This is a genomic window from Ramlibacter agri (assembly GCF_012927085.1).
Taxonomy (GTDB): Bacteria; Pseudomonadota; Gammaproteobacteria; order Burkholderiales; family Burkholderiaceae_C; genus Ramlibacter; species Ramlibacter agri.
Map to the genome: position 1 here is coordinate 113,309 of NZ_JABBFX010000005.1, position 18,942 is coordinate 132,250.

The following is an 18,942-nucleotide window of genomic DNA, read 5'->3' on the forward strand; positions in this document are numbered from 1 at the left end:
CCATGCTGCAAGCACTGCAGGGCGTGCGCGTCATCGACATGTCGCATGTGATCGCCGGGCCGCTGGCCTCCTTCTACCTGGCGCAGCTCGGCGCCGAGGTGATCAAGGTGGAGTCGCCCGCGGGCGGCGACGTGATGCGGGCCAACCGCGGCGGCGAAGGCGACACGCCGGACGGCTTCGTGGCGCTGAACGCGGGCAAGGCTTCGGCCGCGCTGGACATCCGCACGCCCGAGGGCGCGGCGGCGGTGCGCGAGCTGGCCCGCACGGCGGACGTCTTCATCGAGAACTTCCGCCCCGGCGTGGTGGCGCGCTACGGGCTGGATGAGGCTTCGATCCGCGCGATCAATCCTTCCATCGTCTACTGCTCCATCTCCGGCTACGGCCAGCAGGGCGAGTGGGCCCAGCGCGGCGCCTACGACCACGTGGTGCAGGCGCTCACCGGCATGATGATGATGTCCGGCGACGACCCGCAGGGACCGCCCATCAAGGTGGGTTTCCCGGTGATCGACGTGGCGGTGGGGATGCTCGCGTCGCTCGCGATCACCGCCGCGCTGCACCAGCGCGCGCGCGACGGCCAGGGCCAGAGCATCGACGCGTCCATGGTGCAGGCCGCGCTGATGCTGATGTATCCGAACGCCAGCAGCTTCCTCACCAGCGGCGTCGAGCCGCAGCGTGTGGGCAACCGCGGCTACACCGGCAGCCCGACGGCGGACACCTACCGCTGCGCCGACGGCTGGCTGGCCACCGCCGCCAACACGCCAGCGCAGTTCCGCAAGCTCGTGGCCGTGCTGGGCCTGGAGGAACTGTGCACCGACGCGCGGGCGCTGGACCTGGACGCGCTGAACAGCGACGGTGGCTTCGTGGTCGCGAAGGACCTGCCTTACCTGCGCGAGCGCTTCAGCGCCGCTTTCGCCACGCGCAGCGCCGCGGAGATGGAACGGCGCCTGAACGCGGTGGGCGTGCCGGCGGCGCGGGTGCGCAAGCTGGGCGAGTTCCTGCGCGAGGTCGATGGCGGCGGCCAGCTGCCGCTGCCGGGGCTGCGCTTCGCGCAAGGCGAGCGCATCGTGCGCACGCCGGGGCTGGGCTTCCGCAGCGCCGACATGGTGGCCGGCGCGCCGCCGCGTCCTGGCGCAGAATCACTGGGCCGCAGCACCGGCCGCCTCGCGGCGGAGGCGGCGCCAGCGTAGGAGAAGAGTCCGCATGTTCGAAGCCCTGGTCCTCGACAAGAGCCCCGATTTCACCGCCAGCGTCGCCTCGGTCGACGACGGCTTTCTGCCCGAAGGCGACGTCACCATCGACGTCGAGTTCTCCACCATCAACTACAAGGACGCGCTGGCCATCACCAACAAGTCGCCGGTGGTGCGCAGCTGGCCCATGATCGCCGGCATCGATGGCGCCGGCACGGTGGCGCAGAGCACGTCGCCGAAGTGGAAAGCGGGCGACGCCGTCATCCTCAATGGCTTCGGCGTCGGCGAGACGCACAAGGGTTGCCTGGCCGGCCGCGCGCGGCTGAAGAGCGAATGGCTGGTGCGGCGGCCGCAGGCCTTTACCGCGCGCCAGGCCATGGCCATCGGCACGGCCGGCTACACCGCGATGCTGTGCGTGCTGGCGCTGGAGCGCCACGGCCTGCAGCCCGGCGCCGGCGAGGTGCTGGTGACCGGCGCCACCGGCGGCGTCGGCTCGGTCGCCATCGCCTTGCTGGCGAAGCTGGGCCACCAGGTGGTGGCGGCGACCGGCAAGGCGAACGAGGCCGACTACCTGCGCAAGCTGGGCGCTGCGTCCGTGATCGACCGCGCCGAACTCGCCGCGCCCGGCAAGCCGCTGCAGAAGGAGCGCTGGGTCGCCGTGGTGGACGCGGTGGGCAGCCACACGCTGGTCAATGCCTGCGCGCAGCTGCGCTATGGCGGCGTAGTGGCCGCCTGCGGGCTGGCGCAGGGCATGGACTTCCCGGCGACGGTCGCGCCTTTCATCCTGCGCGGCATCACGCTGGCCGGCGTCGACAGCGTGATGGCGCCGCTGGCGCTGCGCGAGCAGGCCTGGGCGCGCCTTGCGACCGACCTCGACGTGAAGCTGCTGGAGACCATGGTCACCGACATCCCGCTGGCGCAGGCCGTCGACGCGGCGAAGAAGCTGATGGCGGGGCAGGTGCGCGGGCGCTTCGTCGTCAAGACGGGGTCGTAGCAGCCTGCACCCCGTATAGTCCGGGGCTGGATGGAAACAAGCGCAGTGGAGGACAAGCAGCAGGCCCGCGGCCTGCGCGCGCGGTTGCAAGGGCTGGACCCGAACGTGCGCGCGCTGCTGTGGTCGGGGCTCTCGGGCTTCCTGTTCGTGGTGCTCAACTCCATCATGCGCCAGCTGGCCAACACGCTGGGCGCCTTCGAGACGCAGTTCCTGCGCTACCTGTTCGGGCTGGGCGTGATGGTGCCGCTGATGATGCGCGGCGGCTTCGCCTCGTACTGGCCCAAGAACGTCACCGGCCAGTTCACGCGCGGTGCCATGCACACTTTGGGCCTCGTCCTCTGGTTCATGGCAGTGGGGCATATCACCATCGCCGACACCACGGCCATCTCCTTCACCACGCCGATCTTCATCATGCTGGGCGCGGTGCTGGTGTTCGGCGAGCCGCTGCGCTGGCCGCGGGTGGTGGCGGCCGCGATCGGTTTCGCCGGCGTCGTGATCGTGGTGCTGCCCAAGCTGACCGGCGGCGGCAACTTCTACACGCTGGTCATGCTGGCGTCTTCGCCGGTGTTCGCTGCTTCCTACCTGATGACCAAGGCGCTCACGCGCTACGAGCGGCCGGCGGTGATCGTGGCCTGGCAGTCCATCAGCGTGGCCACACTGAGCCTGCCGCTGGCCGTCTGGGCCTGGCAGTGGCCGACCTTGGGCCAGTGGTTGACCTGTGCCTTCTGCGGCGTGCTGGGGAGCACCGCGCACTACTGCCTGACGCGGTCCTATGCGACGGCGGACATCTCGGCCACGCAGTCGGTGAAGTTCCTGGACCTTGTGTGGGCAACCCTGATCGGGTGGCTGGCCTTCGGGGATGCGACCAGCCGGTCGACCCTCATCGGCGGCATCGTGATCTGCGGGTCGACCTTGTGGATCGCGCGGCGGGAGGCGCGCGGCCCGCGCAGTTGATCAGGCGACGTTGGCGATGCCGGCGGAAACGTGACCGGAAGGCACGTGCTGCGCCGCGTGCGCGACGTGCCGCGTCTGGTCGTCGAAGAAGAAGTCCGGCTCGAACTCGCGCAGGAACTCGCCCTTGGGCAGGCCGCCCAGGAACATGGCTTCGTCGACCTGGATCTTCCAGTCCATCAGCGTGCGGATGGCGCGCTCATGCGCCGGCGCGCTGCGGGCCGTGACCAACGCGGTGCGGATGCGCATCTTCTGGTTGCCGGCCTGCTGCAGCCGCTGCAGCGCCGCCAGCAGCGGCTTGAAGGGGCCGCCGGGCAGGGGCTGGGCGGCCTTGCTCAGTTCGTGCTGCTGGAAGGCCTCGAGGCCCTGGGCCTGGAACACCTGCTCCGCCTCGTCGGAGAACAGCACGGCGTCGCCGTCGAAGGCGATGCGCACTTCATTGGGGTAGTTGGCGCTGGCCAGCACCGACTCCGTCAGCACCCGCGCGGCGGGGAAGCCGGCTTGCAGCGCCGCCTTGACGTCGTCGGCGTTGGCCGAGAGGAACAGCGTGGCTTTCAGCGGACGCAGGTAGCCGAAGGGCGAGCGGCCCTGCGTGAACACGCCGCGCTGCAGCGGGATGCCGGCGTGCTCCGCCGAACGGAACACGCGCATGCCCGAGACGGGGTCGTTGCGCGAGAGCACCACCACTTCGACGCGCTGCATCTGCGCTTCGTTGAAGGCGAGCAGCTTGCGCACCAGCGAGAAGGCGATGCCCGGCGCGGCGGGCTGGTTGAGCCGGTCGAACTGCAGCCGCATGTAGCCGGCGGCGTCGCCGCCTTCGAACACCCGGTTCTCCTCCTCGAAGTCGAACAGGGCGCGCGAGGAGATCGCCACCACCAGCTTGTCGTCGAGGGAGGGTGCCGCCATGCCGCTATCGTACCCACTGGTTCAGCTGGATGATGGGCAGCAGCACCGCCAGCACGATCAGCATCACCACCAGGCCCATCACCACGATCAGGATCGGCTCCAGCAGGGTCGCCATGTGCAGGGCGCGGCGCTGGACCTCGGTGGAAAGCTGCGTGGCGGCGCGTTGCAGCATGGCGGGCAACTGGCCGGTCTGCTCGCCCATGCGGGCGAACATGGCCAGCAGGCCGGGAAAGCGCTTCTTCTGCTGCAGGGCCGAAGCCAGCGGGGCGCCTTCGCGCACCAGCACCAGGGCGTCCATGGCATCGGCGCGCATGGCGCGGTTGCCCAGGGTCTCGGCAGCCGCTTGCAGCGCCTTGAGGATCGGCACGCCGGCGCCGGCCAGCATGGCCAGCGTGCCGGCGAAGCGGGCGGCGTTGTACTGGCGCGAAAGGCGCCCCAGCAGCGGCAGGCCCAGCCAGCCGGCGTCGAAGCGCTGGCGGAAGGCCTCGTTGCGCAGCGACCAGCGCAGCAGGCCGAAGGCCGCGGCCAGCACCACCAGCAGCGGCAGGCCCCAGGTGCGCAGGAAGGCGCTGAGCGCCAGCATGACCACGGTGAGCACCGGCAGGGCGTGCTTGGTGCCGGCGAACACGCTGGCGACCTGCGGCACCACGTAGGTCATGAGCAGCAGCACGATGGTGACGGCCGCCACCGTGACGATGCCGGGATAGAGCGTGGCGGCGACCAGCTTGGAATTGAGCGCCTGGCGCTCTTCCAGGTCGTCGGCCAGGTTCTCGAGCACCTGGCCGAGGTGGCCGCTCTGCTCGCCGGCGCCGACCACGGCGACGTAGATGTCGGAAAACTCGCGCGGGAAGCGGGCCAGCGCCTTGGCGAAGGAGGAGCCGGCGTTGACTTCGGCCCGCAGCGCCGCTACCAGGTGGTGGGAGCGCTCGTTCTCCATTTCGTCGGCCAGCGCCGTCAGCGCCCGCTCCAGCGTGAGGCCGCTGCCCACCAGGCCGGCGAGCTGCCGCGTCCAGATGGCCAGGGCCGTGGAATTGAAGACCGGGCGCGTGAAGATGGCGCGGTTGAGGCCGGTGGCGGCAGACCCGGCGTCGGCCGACCCGGCGGCGACCGGGCGCACGTCCAGCGGGACGAGCGCGCGGCTGCGCAGCAGGCCGCGGGCGGCCTTGGCGGTGTCGGCTTCGATGACGCCCTTCTGGGTGGCGCCCTCCGCGTCGAGTGCCTCGAAAGCATAGGCAGGCATCCGCCGATTATGCGGAAAGCAGGAGCTCGCCCAGCTGGTCCACGGCAACGGCCAGTTGCGCGTCGCCCCGCATCTGGCCGTGGACGGCGTCGACCAGGTCGGAAAACGCCGGATCGTGGGCCAGCGCGGAGCCCAATTCCTGCAGCAGCGCCGACTCGAGGAAGATGCGCACGGCCTTCTGCTTGCGCTGCGGATCGTCGGCCGCCAGGGCCTGCACCCGCTGGGCCACGATGGACTGCAGGCTGGGCGCAGCCGCGCCCGGGCTGGCGGCCGGCTGTCGGCCACTGCGGGCCCGGAAGGCCGCGGCCTCGCTGCGGACGGCGGCGGTGAGGCTCTGGCGCGGATCGATGGTGGTCACGGCAGTCCTTTGCTCAGTGCAGGCCCCTGGCGTAGCCGGACAGCAGCACGTGGCGGCTGGCTTCGGGCTCCGGTTGCTGGCCCGGCAGGTCTTCCACCGCGGCGACGACGCGCAGGATGTCGCCCGCCAGCGCGTGGTTGATGTCGTGGCAGGCCAGGCCCTCGCGATAGTGCTCCAGCGCCTCGTCGAAGCTGTCGCGGGCCAGGGCCGCGAAGCCGCGCACGAAGTGGCCCAGCGGCTCGCCCTGGGGCAGGGCGAACAGCGGCTGCCAGGTGACCAGCGCCAGCGCCGCCCGGCCGGTGCTGAACTGCAGCAGGCCCAGCTGGTAGCGCGCCAGCGCGAAGCCGGGCGCCAGCAGAACCGCCTGCGCGAACGCCGTCTCGGCGCCCGCGATGTTGCCGGCGGCGGCGTGCTCCGAGCCGATCAGGAAATGCGGCACGCCCGAAGCCGGCGCCAGCGCGCTCGCCCGGGCGAACAGGGCGAGCGCGGCCTCCGGCCGGTCCTCGCGGCTGGCCTGCAGCCCCTCGGCAATGAGCCGTTCGTAGCCTGGATCCTGGTTCATGGTCTGCCCCCAGTGTCGCCAATACATCCAAAGGAGGAGCCGAAGGTTTAGCGCTAAACCGCAGCCCGATCGCGCGGATGTACTGCCCAAGCATGCAACGGAGTCCGCAGATGGTGGCGATCGTCAGTGGCAACAGTCTGGGCCTCAACCTCGGGTCGCTGGCGACGCTGGGGCAGCAGGGTGTGTTCGGCCAGGCCGCGCAGGGCAGCAGCGGCGAGCGCGTGTACGTCAATGGCGCCACCGGCAACCTGGTGCTGCAAAGGGAGGACGACCACCTGCTCGCGCGCGGGCCGGACAGCGTGGCGTTGCGTACCTATAACAGCCAGGGCCTGTTCGGGGACGACAACGGCGACAACTGGAGCAGCGGCGTCTGGCTGCAACCGCTGGCGCTGGTGGGCACCCTGAACACGCTGGGCAGCACGCTGCAGCGCACCGATGCCGATGGCTCCGTGGCCATCTACGCGTACCAGGCCGATGGCGTGTACCGCACCACCGCCGGCGCCGGGGCCTACGACAGCATCCGCTTCGTCGCGGCGGACAACCAGTTCGAATGGCGCGACGGCGATACCGGCGCCACGCAGCGCTACGAGGCGAGCGGCAGCTTCCGCCTGCTGTCGGCGCGGGACACCAGCGGCAACACGCTCGCGTACAGCTACAACGCCGCGGGCCGCCTGGCCTCGGTGCTGACGGCCAACGGCGAAACCACTTTCTACGAATACATCGGCAACAACCTTTCGCGCATCCACACCCTTGCCAGCAGCGGCACGGATGTCACGGACATCCGCTACGCCTATGACGACAAGAACCGGCTGAGCGTCGTGACGGTCGATCTGACGCCGGCGGACAACGCCATCACCGACGCCAAGGCCTACACCACCACCTACACCTACGAGGGCACGAGCAAGCGGGTGGCGAGCATCGTGCAGAGCGACGGCACAGCGCTGGGCTTCACCTACGTGGGCGACAAGGTGGCGACCGTCACCAACGGCCTCGGCCAGGTGACCACCTTCACCTACGGAACCGGCGCGGTGGCCGTGCGCGACCCGCTGGGCATGGTGACCACTTACGGATTCGATGCCGCCGGCCAGCTGACCAAGGTCACATCGCCCGCCGTCAACGGCAGTTCCGCCGTCCAGGTCTTTACCTGGGACAGCAGCGGCAACCTGGTCGCGTACCAGGACGGCGAAGGCCGGACCACGGTCTACGAGTACGACAAGGGCAACCAGACCCTGCGCCGCGACGCGCTGGGCAACAGTGTCATCAGGACCTTCGATGCCAACAACCAGCTGCTGACCGAGACGGAATACAAGGTGCCGGACCCGGATGGGAGCGGCGCCGGCCTGCCCACGCAGCCCATGACGAAGCGCTTCGTCTACGACGGCGCGGGCCGCAACCTGCTGCGCTTCACGATCAGCGCCGAAGGGCGGGTGACGGAAAACCGCTACGAATGGTTCGGCCAGCTCACCACGACTTTCGTGTTTGCTGGCAGCGCGTATCCGGTGGGCGGCCTGGGTTCGGCAACGGGGCTCACGGAGTCCGACCTCATGGCCTGGGCCGCCAGCCAGCCGGTCCAGCGCATCCAGCGACAGGACTTCAGCTACCTCGCGAACGGCGCCCTGCAATCGCGCACCAGCTACGCGAAGCTGGACGCGGCGGCCGTGGGCGTGCTCGATGGCAGCCAGTCGCGCGAGACCTTCGTCTACGACCCAAACGGCTGGCTGCTGCAAAGCGTGTCGGCGACGGGCGCGACCAGCGTCTTCAACTACGACGGCCTCGGGCGCCTGCGCTCGCAGGCCGATGCCCTCGGCCAGGTCTCCGCCACCGACTGGCAGGACGCCGCGCTGAAGGACGTGAGCACGCTCGCCAACACCCTGGTCACCACGCGGGTGCACGACGCCGCGGGGCGCCTGGCCAGCGTCAGCGACTACGGCACCGGCAACGTCCTGCTGGGGACCACCCGCTACTTCTACGACGCCGCCGGCCGGCTGCGCGCGACCAAGGATCCCACGGGTGTCTGCCAGTGGACGCTCTACGACGACGCCGGCCGCAAGGTCGCGGACATCGACGGCAACGGCACCTTCACGGAGTACCAGTACGACCGCAGCGACCTGCTGGTCTGCACCATCCGCTACGCCAATCGCGTGGACACCGCGGCGCTGGTGGATGCGAGCGGTGTCCCCAGTACGAACACCAGCCTGGCCTTGCGGCCCGCGGCCACGGCCACCGACGTGAAGACCTGGCGCATGTACGACGCCGCCGGGCGGCTGGTGCGCGAAGCCCACACCACGGGCACCGGCCTCACGGTCGCGGTCACCGAAACCCGCTACGACGGCGCCTCGCACGTGACGGCTATCGTGCGCTACGCCAACCTGGCGTCCGCGCCGGTGGCGGCCGGCAGCGGCTACACCATCAGCCTGCCGACTGCGTCCCCGCTCGATCGCACGACGCGCAATTTCTACGATGCCGACGGCCTGCTCGCGGCGACGCTGGATGCGCAGGGCTACCTGGTGGTCTTCAGCTACAACGCCGATGGCCGGCTCGCGGAGCGGCTCGCCTACGCCAACGCCACGCCCACGGCGCAGCGAGCGAGCGGCGACCTGCCGCAGCTGCGGCCTGCGACGTCGGCCGCGGACATCCGCAGCGTGCTGCTGTACGACGCCAAGGGCCAGCTGGCCGCCGAGGTCGACGGCGAGGGCTACCTCACGGAGAACGCGCGGGACAACGCCGGCAACATCACGAAGGCTATCCGCTATGCGGCACGCGTGTGGCAGGCCTACTCCGCGGCGAGCAGCCTGGTGGACATCCGCCCGCCGGCCAACGTGCTGGACCGCGCGACGACCAGAGCCTACGACGGGCTCAACCGCGTGGTGCAGGAGACCAGCCCGGAGAACGTCGTCACGCAGTACGCGTATGACAGCGCCGGCAATCTGGTCTCCACCACGCTCGCGGCCGGCAGCAGCGAGGTCCGCACCTTGCTGGCGCGTTACGACCTGCAGGGCCGGCTGGCGGGCGAGCTGTCGGCGGAAGGCGCGGCGCTGCTCACGGGCGGGCAGACCCTGGACCAGGTCAATGCCATCTGGGCGCAGTACGGCAACACGTACGCCTACGACGCCGCCGGCCGGCGCATCGCGACCACCGATGCGCTGGGCCAGCGGACCCTGTTCTTCTACAACGAGGATGGCGCCCTCGCGTACACGGTCAACGCCCTGGGCGAAGTGCGGCAGAAGCTGTACGACAACCAGGAACGACTCACGGGCGAGGTGGCGTATGCGACGCGCATCAACAACTCCGGCATGGCCGGCGGGCTGGTGACCAGTGCGCTGACGTCGGCGATCGTCACCAGCAGCGCCGACGTGCGGACCACCATCAGCTACACGCTGGACGACCTGGTCGCGTCCAGCACCGATGCCCTGGGCAACGTCACCACCAACACATACAACAGCTTCGGCGAGTTGGCCTCCGTTACGCAGCCGGTTGGCGGCTCCGCCACGACCAAGGAAACGTACACGGTCGACCAGCGCGGCCTGCGTACCAACACGACGACCGACAGCACCGGCATCGCCGCTTCGGTCACTGTGACCTACGACGCCTTCGGGCGGGTGACGCGCACCGTGGATGCGAACTCGAATGCGCGCGACCTGGTTTACGACCGCCTGGGCCGTGTCGTGACGGCACGCGACCCGGCCAGCGCGGCGACAGTGACGGCGTACGACGCCTTCGACCGCGTTCTGACGCAGACAGATCCGCTGGGCAATACGACCACGTACACCTACGACGCGGCGGCGCGCACGCTGAGCGTCCTCACGCCGGAGGGCATCCGCACGGTGACTGCGTACACGCGGCACGGGCAGGTGCTGTCCGTCACCGACGGCAAGGGGCAAGCCACCAACTACGTCTACGACCGCGACGGCAACCTGCTGCGCACCATCACGCCGCTGACCGTTGCGTCAAGCAGCTATGACCGCGCCGACCGCCTCATCCAGACCATCGACGCGGGCGGCACCAAGGTGACCTACAGCTACGACGCCGCCAACCGCCAGCTCACGCGCCGCGTCGACCCCGACGGCCTGGCACTCACCACGACCTATCAGTACGACGCCCTCGGACGGCAGATGGCTGTCACGGATGCCAACCAGGTCGTCACCACCTTCGAGTACGACCGCAAGGGCGAGGTGCTGAAGCAGACCGTGGACCCCGCGGGCCTGAACCTGCAGACCCTCTACAGCTACGACCCCCGCGGCAAGGTGCTGAGCGTCACGAGCGCCGGCCTCACGCTCACGCAGTACAGCTATGACGCCATGGGCCGGCGCGTGCAGGAGCGAGTCGACCCCGCGGCGCTGAACCTGACCCGCAACTGGACTTACGACAAGAACGGCAACGTGCGCACGGCGACGGACGCCACCGGCAACGTCACGCGCTACGTCTATGACGGCTCCGACCGGCTGCTGTACACCATAGATGCGCTCGGAGAAGTCACGCAGTTGGGCTACGACACCGCCGGCCGGCAGGTGCGCAGCGTCAGCTACGCCAAGCCCATCGACCTCGCGAATCTGGGCCTCACGCCCACCGCCGCCCAGGTGCAAGCGCTGCTGATGCCGCAAACCGCAGCCGACCAGGTGGAGAACCGCGTCTACGATCGCGACGGCCGTGTGGCTGCCACGGTGGACGGCCTGGGCGCCGTGGTCATTTACGGGTACGACGCCAATGGCAATGTCGTCAACCGAATTGCCTACGCGAACCCACTGGCTTCGTGGACACCCGGCACCATGCCGGCGCCCACACCCAACTACCCTTGCGACCAGCAGGTGCGGACGGTCTACGACGCCCTGAACCGCGCCATCTACACCATGGACGCGATGGGCGATGTCGTCGCGCAGACCTACGACGGCAACGGCCGCGTGCTGACGCGCACGGCCTACGCGACGCCCGTCGCGGCCGGGACGCCGGCGACCCAGGCGGGCATCGCGGCGGCCGTTGCCAGCATCGCCAATTCCGCCCGCGATGCAAGCGTGCGCAACGTGTACGACGCCGCGGGCCGGCTGTGCTGGAGCGTCGATGGCACCGGCGCGGTGACGCAGCGCATGTACGACCGCAACGGCAATGCGGTGCGCCTGGTGGAATTCGCGCAGGCCTTGCCGCAAGGCGCCGATCCCGCCTCCGTCGCCATCAGCACCGGCGACCGCGTGACCGCCATGGCCTACGACGCAGCGAACCGCCTGGTGTTCCAGGTCGATGCGCTGTCCGGCGTGACCGAGCAGGCGTACGACGGCAATGGCAACGTGGTGCGGCGCACCGAGTACTCGAACCCCTGTACCAGCTTTCCCGCCCAAGGCGCGAACGCCAGCGCGATCAAGGCGACTGTGCTGCCGGACACGGCCAACGACCGCATCACCGCGTACAGCTACGACGCCACCGGCCGGCAGGTGCTGGTGATCAGCGGGGAGGGCTCCGCGGTCGGGACCGCCTACGACGCCGCGGGCCGCGTAGTGGCCGTCACGCAGTATGCGGTGCCGGTCACGAGCTTCGCGGCGGCCGCCCTTTCCTCCTCCCCGCGAGACCGCGTCACACGTACGGCCTACGACGCCGCCGGCCGCGTCGCCTTCGTCGTCGATCCGCTCGGCGCCGTGACGGCCAGGCAGTACGACGGGATCGGGCGGCTGAAGCAGTCCATCCGCTACCTGAAGACCATGGATCCGACCCTGGCGAAGAGCGCCAGTGCCATCGCCACCGCCATGGTGCCGCTTTCTGATTCGGCCGTGGACCAGGTCGATTCCTTCTCTTGGGACGCCGCGGGCCGCCAGATCCAGCACACCGATGCGACCGGCGTGGCGGAGTTCTTCGGCTACGACGCCGTGGGCAACAAGGCGTTCTTCACCAACAAGAAGGGATCGGTGTGGACCTACACCTACGACGCGGCCGGCCGCCTACGGACCGAGACGACGCCTCAAGTGACGCTCGGTACCGTGGCTCCGACCGGACTCGGCGGCGGATTGGTTGCCACGGCGCAGTCGGCGGCCGCCTCCATCGTCACGCGACTGGACTACGACGCCCTGGGCAACCTCACGCGTCGCATCGAAGCCGAGGGACGGCCGGAGGCGCGCACCACCTGGTATGCCTACGATGCCGTGGGGCGGCAGGTCTGGGTGCTGCACTCGTTCATCACGATCTACGACGCACCGAACGACGACGTGCTTGTCAACGGCGCGATGGCCACCGCGCTGCGCCGCGACAAGCAGGCTGCGCCGGAGACGCGCACCTACTACGACGTCCTCGGCAACGCCGTCGCCAACTACGACGTGCTGATCGGCGCGCTGACGCAGAAGGTCTACGACCGGATGGGCCGCGTCGTCTACGACATCGACGCGCTTGGACACCTCACCCGCTATACGCGCAATGCCTTCGGCGAGGTGACGCAACAGCTGCAGTACGCGGCGGAGACCACGCTCGCCAATCGCAGCGTGACGCAAGCTTCCGCCGCGGCGACGCGGGCCCAGGCCGACGCGGTGCTGGCTGACGCGAGTGTCGATCGCACACTTGCGACCGCCTACGACCGGGCGGGGCAGGTGACGCAGCTCACGGGAGCGGTCGAGTACATCTTCGAGCTGGATGCCAACGGCAATCGCATCAGCGGCGACAAGGCCGCGATCACCCGCAAGCGCTACGACGCCTTTGGCGAGGTGGTGCAGGAATGGAGCCTGCGCAATGCGATCGATCAATGGTCGCTGACCACGCACTACTACGACCAGGCCGGCCGCGAGGTCGCCACGGTCGACCCGCTCGGCTACCTCACGGAACGCAGTTTCGACGGCCGCGGCAACCTGAAGCGGCTGACCGAGTACGCGACGGCCGTGGCGTCGTGGTCGGACTCGGCGTACGCCGCACCCGTGGCCGTCGTGGACGACCGCATCACCGACTACGGCTACGACCGCGCGGACCGCAAGACCATGGAGAACCGGCGCAACGTGGAATACGCCACGGGTGCGGACGGCAATTCGGTGCGGGGCGACGTGATCACCCGTTATGGCTACGACGTCCTCGGCAACCTGGTGAGCGTGACCGACGCCTACGGCGGCATGACGGCCACCTCCTATGACGTGCTGGGTCGCGTCTCGGCAATCACGACGCCGGAGCGGCCCGTCGACACGGGCGACGGCGTGCCCGTCGCCCTGACGCCACTCACCACTTTCATCCGCGACGCCTACGGCAATGAGCTGGGGAAGACCGAGTACGCGCGTGGCGCCACTCCGGGCACCTTCGCGCCCAAAGCGCCGCTGCTGGATGCTGATCGCACGACGGCCAGCCTGTACGACACGGCTGGGCGCCTGCTGCAGACGACCGATGCCACGGGCGCCAACCTCTACTTCTCCTATGACGCCCAGGGGCGCGTGGCGAAGCAGTGGCAGGGCGTGACGGGGCTCGACAAGGTGGCGCACACCAAGTTCCAGGTCAACGTCTACGACAAGGGCGGAAACCTTCTCGAGACTTGGACGCCTGCTTCGACGACGGCGCTCCAGAGCGGGGCCATCGTCGATCTCACGCGGCAGCAGGCGGGAAAAGTCGTCACCAAGATGCAATACAACGCCTTCGGTGACCTCATTCGCCGTGGCGTCGGCACCACCCTGGACGAGTCCTTCGACTACGACAAGGCGGGCCGGCTGTGGCGCACGAACAGTGGCGATGGCGTGGTTCGCGTGCTGCTGCACGATGCGCAAGGGCACGTGACGGCGGAGATCCGGAGCTCGGGAGACGGCTACTACGTCGATCTCAGCAAGAAGGACGCTCGAGCGGCCGACACAGCTACGTGGACGGGCAGGACGCAGACCCGCTACGACGCGGACGGACGGGTGGTGGCGACCTGGCTGCCGGGCCGGTTGCCCAGCACGGCGGACAACGTCGTTTCGCTGCACCGGCAGTACGTTGCGGGCAGCATCCTCGAGTCGACCTCTCCTGGGTATGTCGACCCGACCCTTCCCCCCGTGGTGGTCCTGAAAACGAACCGCGTCACCCTGTCCTGGAACAGCCTGCGCTACCTGGGTAGCGGCGACATCAAGGTAGTCCTCGAATACACCACGCTCTCGGGGGCGTCCGCTTCCATGCAGTCCGAAGTGTTTACCGCGGAGCAGGCCGATTCGACAGTCACGCTTGCCTGGAAGGAAGCGGTGACGGCCCCCGACTTCGGCATCACCGGCATCAACCGCGTTACCGTCTACAAGAAGGACGTCAGCGGCAACTGGCAGACCGTGATCTACCAGGCGCCCGGCTACGGCCCCAACGAAGTGGATGTGGCCGCACCGCCGGAACACGACGCCGCCATCCAGCTCGAGATGCGAGCCGCTGGAACCCAGGGTACCGGTGGCTGGTGGGCTTGCGGGCTGGTGAACTTCGGGGACCGCCTGGCCTTCAACGCCCAAGGGCTGGGCGCCGGCACCTACGAGTACCGGGTGCGAGTGACGCCCCCGGGTGGCTCCGAACGGATCATGGGCACGGGGACCGTGGCCGTTCCCGCACCCAATGGCCAGGACGTGCAGGCCGCCGGATTGAACAGCGACGTGCAGTGGCGCTGGCCCTACGTGGCGCAGAAAACCGACCGCTGGGGCAACGTGGTGGAAAAGACCGACCCGCGATCGGCCTACTGGAAGACCACCTACCGGTACAACGCGAACAACCAGCTGGTGCAGCAGACGCTGCCGGACGACGCCGGGCAGACCAGCGCCAACAGCCCGGTGACGACCATCTACTACGACAAGCTCGGGCGCCAGGCGGCCGTGCGCGACGCGAACGGGCGCGTCACCGGTCAGGGCTTCGACTCGGGTGGCAACCTGGCGGTGGACGTGCAAGCCGACGGCTGGCTCGTGCGCCACACCTACGACATCTTCGGCGACGAGCTCCGCACCACGAGCGCCGAGGGCCGCACCGTCGTCTACACCTACGACAAGGCCGGCCGCAAGTTGACCGCCACGCATGGCGTCGCCGCGGTCTACCAGGCGAGCGGCCAGTGGGCGTCGCAGGTCGACTATCGCAACATCATCGAACGTTGGACCTACGACGAACTGGGGAACAAGCTCAACGCGATCAACGGCAACTACGAGGAAACGCAATACATCTACGACGTGCAGGGCAACCTGCTGCAGACCCGGTTGCCGCTCGGTATTTCCACCCGTGCCGCCTATGACGCGCAAGGCCGCAAGATCGCGGAGGTCGATGCGGAGGGCAAGTCGTCGCAGTGGACGTACGACTACTTCGGCCAGCTGAAGACGCACGTCGACCAGGGCGGCGGCATTTACCAGTACACGTACGACGGCGTGCGCCAGCTGGTGAGGGAAGTCATCACCCGCGGCGCCCCGGCAACGACGCTCTTCTTCTCCTACGACTCCGCGGGCCAGGTCACCGAGATGTACGACTCGGCGGTGGACAAGACCACCAGGTATTGGTACGACCTGAGCGGCAGGCGCGTCCGCGAATGGACGATGCAGGCAGGCGTCACCTACCAGGACAACCACCTCGCCTACGACGCTCGCGGCAACCTGCGCGACGTGGCCGATTCGCGGGTGCACATCGCCATGGAGTACGACAAGGTCGGCAACCGCACGCACATCGCGAGCTATGTCGACTACCGCGGGGTGAATGGAGCGGAGCAGCAGCCGCCGATCAGCGACCGTTGGTTCCGCTACGACGAGATGAACAGGCAGGTCATCGTCGATGGCGTGGACGCGCTGAACATCGGCCAACAAGGCCACTCGATCGCGTACGACCACGATGGCAATCGCATCAGCGACCTGGCCTGGGGCAACCGCATCGTGCAGTCTGGCGGGCAGGCAGTGCTGGTGGGTTTCAACTCGGACGACACCGCGGTCTACGGCACCACGCCAGTGACATTCAGCGCCGGTTCGGGCTACAGCACCGAGGTCTATCGCTACGACGCGTTGTCGCGTTTGACGAGTGTCGTCAAAGACGGCGTCCAGATCGACATGCGCTTCTACGACGGCGCCGACCGCGTAATCCAGTCCGGCCCGGTGGTGGCGCTGCCGAGCACCAATTACGGCGACCTGATCAACCAAGGCGTTGCGCCCGGTGACATGAACGGCAAGGAGCGCCGGCTGAACCGCTATGACGCGAACGGACGCTTGCTGCAGCAGGCGGTCTACACGCCAAGTGGAAGCACGAAGGTGGTCATCCACTGGGGCCCCGGCGACGCCGTCGAAGGCAAGGATCCGGATGGCTACGACCGGGCGGGCAACGTGAAAGGCTACGTGGTGCAGAACTACGAAGCCGGGGAGGTGACCGAGTTCACCAACTCGCCGGCCTACTACGAGGGCGCGGTCGTGCAGACGACGGTCGGGAATTCCTCCAAGCGCGGAACGGCGACCACCACGCAAAGCTACGACGCGAACGGGTACCTGGTCGGCCTTGTCGACTCAGGCCAGCACGCCAACGACCGGATCTTCGTGAACGACGCTAGCGGGCGTGCCCTGTTCGTCAATCAGGGCGGCAATGTGCAGCGCCAGTTCATCGTCAACGGCGAAGTTCTGGGCATCTATGGCGCGGCCGTCAACCCGCTAGCCAGCGGCAGCACGCCGCAGTTCGCCAACCTGGTGGATTTCGACTTTGGCTATGCGCGCATCAGCGCGAGCTATCCGCTGCCAAGCCCTGGCGCGTATACGGTGCGCACCGGCGACACGCTCCAGAGCATCGCCCAGGGTGCCTACGGCGACAGCAGCCTCTGGTACCGCATCGCCGAAGCCAATGGCCTCGCATCCGCCAAGGACCTGAAGGTCGGCACGACGCTGAACATCCCGAACCGGGTGTCCAGCATCCACAACAACGCGAGCACGTTCGAGCCCTACGACCCGAGCCGGATCGAGGGGGACAAGACGCCGACGATGCCGATGCCGCAGAACAAGCATGGCTGCGGGGGTGTGGGGACGTTGGTGATGGTGATCGTGGCGGTTGCCGTGACGGCCATGACCGGCGGAGCCGGTGGCGTCATAGCGCAAGCCCTGATCGATATGGGCATGGCCGCCATAGCGGATGTGGGTGCCTTCGTGATCGGAGCAGCGCTGGGCAACATGGCGGGGCAGGCCGTTGGCATGGCCATCGGTGCTCAGGACCGATTTGATTGGAAGTCGGTGGGTCTAAGCGCGGCGTCTGCCGCCTTCACGGCTGGTATCGGAGTCGCAGCCAATACACCTGGGGGAGTCCTGTCCGACACCTTCCTTTCAGGGAGTGAGACCCCGGCGATCATGGGACGTGCGGCGGTGAGCAACCTGGCAACGCAGGGTTTGGGGGTCGCTACTGGCCTGCAAGATCATTTCGACTGGCGCGGGGTGGCAGCGTCCTACTTCGGCAGCGGGCTCAGTAACGACGTGGCCGGGCAGGTTGGAGACTTTGGCGGTACAGCTGCCGGACTGTTTGCGAACCGCGCGGTCAGCGCTTTCGCCGGAGGGACCCTTGCGCAGCTGATGCGCGGTGGGCGGGTGGTCGTGCAGCAGGTGGCGGTGGATGCGTTTGGGAACACCATAGGCGAGAGTCTCGCTGCAGTAGCCCACGACCAGATCGTCTTCAACTTGTCAAACTCCGGAAACGAAAGTGCAGCAGGAAGCCAGATCGGTGCAGGTCCAAATCGCAATATCGACGGAGAAGGTTGGGATCTAAACGTCGTCGCTCGGCGCGCCGAGAGAGATCCGTATGGGATACGCCAGAACGGTGCAGATGCTGCATCAGTCATGCGTCGAGCCAAGGCGCTCTGGGGCACCGAGGTCGTCGGTGGGTTGAGCGATTCCTCGACGGAGTCTGATGTGCTGGCCGTTCAAATGAGGGCCGCCGGATTTCAAGACGATGTCATGTTAGTGGGAGGTGCAAGCGTACGCGTAACGCCGCGCACGGGTGCCGTCTCGGGTGAGATCAATGGGATAAGTGTTAACGCACGCGCTGATGCAGCGTTTCAGGCTGCCGGAGACTTACTTGGTATGGGAGACCTCTATCGAGACTACAAGCTGCTGGGATCGCTCATGAGCGACCTTCAACAGACCGCGACGCTCGACAAGCTTAAAGGCGCACTTCAGGAGAAGCTTGGAATGATGCGGGTGGTGCCTTCTCCCGAAGCCTTAGGGGCCACATCGAACCTCGGAGATGACGGCGTCGTTCGGTACAACAATGCGGAACTAATCGACCGATATGCGGATGCGCTTCGGAAGGTTGAAATGTGGAAGCGAGGCATCGTTGAACTAGATACACGCAGCATGTTGATCACGTCGATTGGCAATCAGCGCATGAGCCCGACACAGTGGGTCGAGGAAAACACGCAACGCTATCAACGTGCGTTCGCTGCCGCTGTCGAGGATGGACGCCAAAAGTACGCCCAAGGCGCGCTGCCATATCCCTCCGAAATGCCGGAGCAACTTCAGGTTGGCGTATTCGGTCACCAACAGGCTGAGCGAGTGATTGTTCGCTATAACACTGCACTTGGCGTTCCTGAGGGACCAGGCCAGTTGATCGTCATGAATAGGTGGGCATATGATCCAGCAGGGACTGGAACGACGATACGGCCAGACATGCTCCTGGACTTGGGGCCGAATCGGCCAGGGCAAGTCCTGCGCTTCGTGGTGGATGGCAAATCTTCTCTCGTAGAGGCCCAATCCTCAAATTCGCAATTCAGTCGTGCGAGTGAGTGGCTTGGCACGCGATCGATTAGGGCTGCAACTCCTGAAGGATTGTGGTCATGGACACCTACGAAACGGAGGTGAG

The 18,942-nt window shown here is 67.9% G+C and carries 8 protein-coding genes; 4 read left to right on the top strand and 4 right to left on the bottom strand.

The window, feature by feature from the left end; all coding sequences use genetic code 11:
• The first annotated feature begins 2 nt into the window (after positions 1-2).
• Genes HHL11_RS32510 through HHL11_RS32520 form a run of 3 tightly spaced genes read left to right on the top strand, consistent with a single transcriptional unit; the run spans position 3 to position 3,135 of the window.
• Positions 3-1,187, top strand: a complete 1,185-nt coding sequence (locus HHL11_RS32510; protein ID WP_169422794.1) for a CaiB/BaiF CoA transferase family protein — start codon at positions 3-5, stop codon at positions 1,185-1,187.
• Between the two features lie 13 nt (positions 1,188-1,200).
• Entirely contained in the window at positions 1,201-2,181 is a 981-nt protein-coding gene (gene acuI, locus HHL11_RS32515; RefSeq protein WP_169422795.1) for an acrylyl-CoA reductase (NADPH), read from the top strand.
• A gap of 30 nt (positions 2,182-2,211) precedes the next feature.
• The gene (locus HHL11_RS32520) at positions 2,212-3,135 is read left to right on the top strand and encodes a DMT family transporter (RefSeq protein WP_169422796.1); all 924 of its coding nucleotides are present in this window, start codon (positions 2,212-2,214) and stop codon (positions 3,133-3,135) included.
• Here HHL11_RS32520 and HHL11_RS32525 read toward each other — a convergent pair whose 3' ends face one another.
• The 4 genes from HHL11_RS32525 to HHL11_RS32540 are packed head-to-tail and all read right to left on the bottom strand — an operon-like array spanning position 3,136 to position 6,198.
• Positions 3,136-4,038, bottom strand: a complete 903-nt coding sequence (locus HHL11_RS32525; RefSeq protein ID WP_169422797.1) for a 5'-nucleotidase — start codon at positions 4,036-4,038, stop codon at positions 3,136-3,138. It lies immediately after the preceding gene.
• Between the two features lie 4 nt (positions 4,039-4,042).
• A complete protein-coding gene (gene gspF / locus HHL11_RS32530) occupies positions 4,043-5,278 on the bottom strand; it encodes a type II secretion system inner membrane protein GspF (RefSeq protein ID WP_169422798.1) in 1,236 nt (411 codons plus the stop codon).
• Positions 5,279-5,285: 7 nt separating this feature from the next.
• A complete protein-coding gene (locus HHL11_RS32535) occupies positions 5,286-5,636 on the bottom strand; it encodes a hypothetical protein (RefSeq protein WP_169422799.1) in 351 nt (116 codons plus the stop codon).
• A gap of 13 nt (positions 5,637-5,649) precedes the next feature.
• Complete coding sequence (locus HHL11_RS32540; RefSeq protein WP_169422800.1) at positions 5,650-6,198, bottom strand: tetratricopeptide repeat protein; 549 nt, start codon at positions 6,196-6,198, stop codon at positions 5,650-5,652.
• Between the two features lie 110 nt (positions 6,199-6,308).
• Between HHL11_RS32540 and HHL11_RS32545 the strand changes: the two genes are divergently transcribed.
• Positions 6,309-18,941 carry a LysM peptidoglycan-binding domain-containing protein gene (locus tag HHL11_RS32545; RefSeq protein ID WP_169422801.1) on the top strand — a complete coding sequence of 4,211 codons (12,633 nt, stop codon included), beginning with the start codon at positions 6,309-6,311 and terminating at the stop codon, positions 18,939-18,941.
• The last annotated feature ends 1 nt before the right edge of the window (position 18,942 follow it).

Bases quoted from the DNA above. Each gene is read 5' to 3' on its own strand.
- HHL11_RS32510 (WP_169422794.1), top strand. From the start codon at position 3: ATGCTGCAAGCACTGCAGGGCGTGCGCGTCATCGACATGTCGCATGTG.
- HHL11_RS32520 (WP_169422796.1), top strand. From the start codon at position 2,212: ATGGAAACAAGCGCAGTGGAGGACAAGCAGCAGGCCCGCGGCCTGCGC.
- acuI (WP_169422795.1), top strand. From the start codon at position 1,201: ATGTTCGAAGCCCTGGTCCTCGACAAGAGCCCCGATTTCACCGCCAGC.
- gspF (WP_169422798.1), bottom strand. From the start codon at position 5,278: ATGCCTGCCTATGCTTTCGAGGCACTCGACGCGGAGGGCGCCACCCAG.
- HHL11_RS32525 (WP_169422797.1), bottom strand. From the start codon at position 4,038: ATGGCGGCACCCTCCCTCGACGACAAGCTGGTGGTGGCGATCTCCTCG.
- HHL11_RS32545 (WP_169422801.1), top strand. From the start codon at position 6,309: ATGGTGGCGATCGTCAGTGGCAACAGTCTGGGCCTCAACCTCGGGTCG.
- HHL11_RS32540 (WP_169422800.1), bottom strand. From the start codon at position 6,198: ATGAACCAGGATCCAGGCTACGAACGGCTCATTGCCGAGGGGCTGCAG.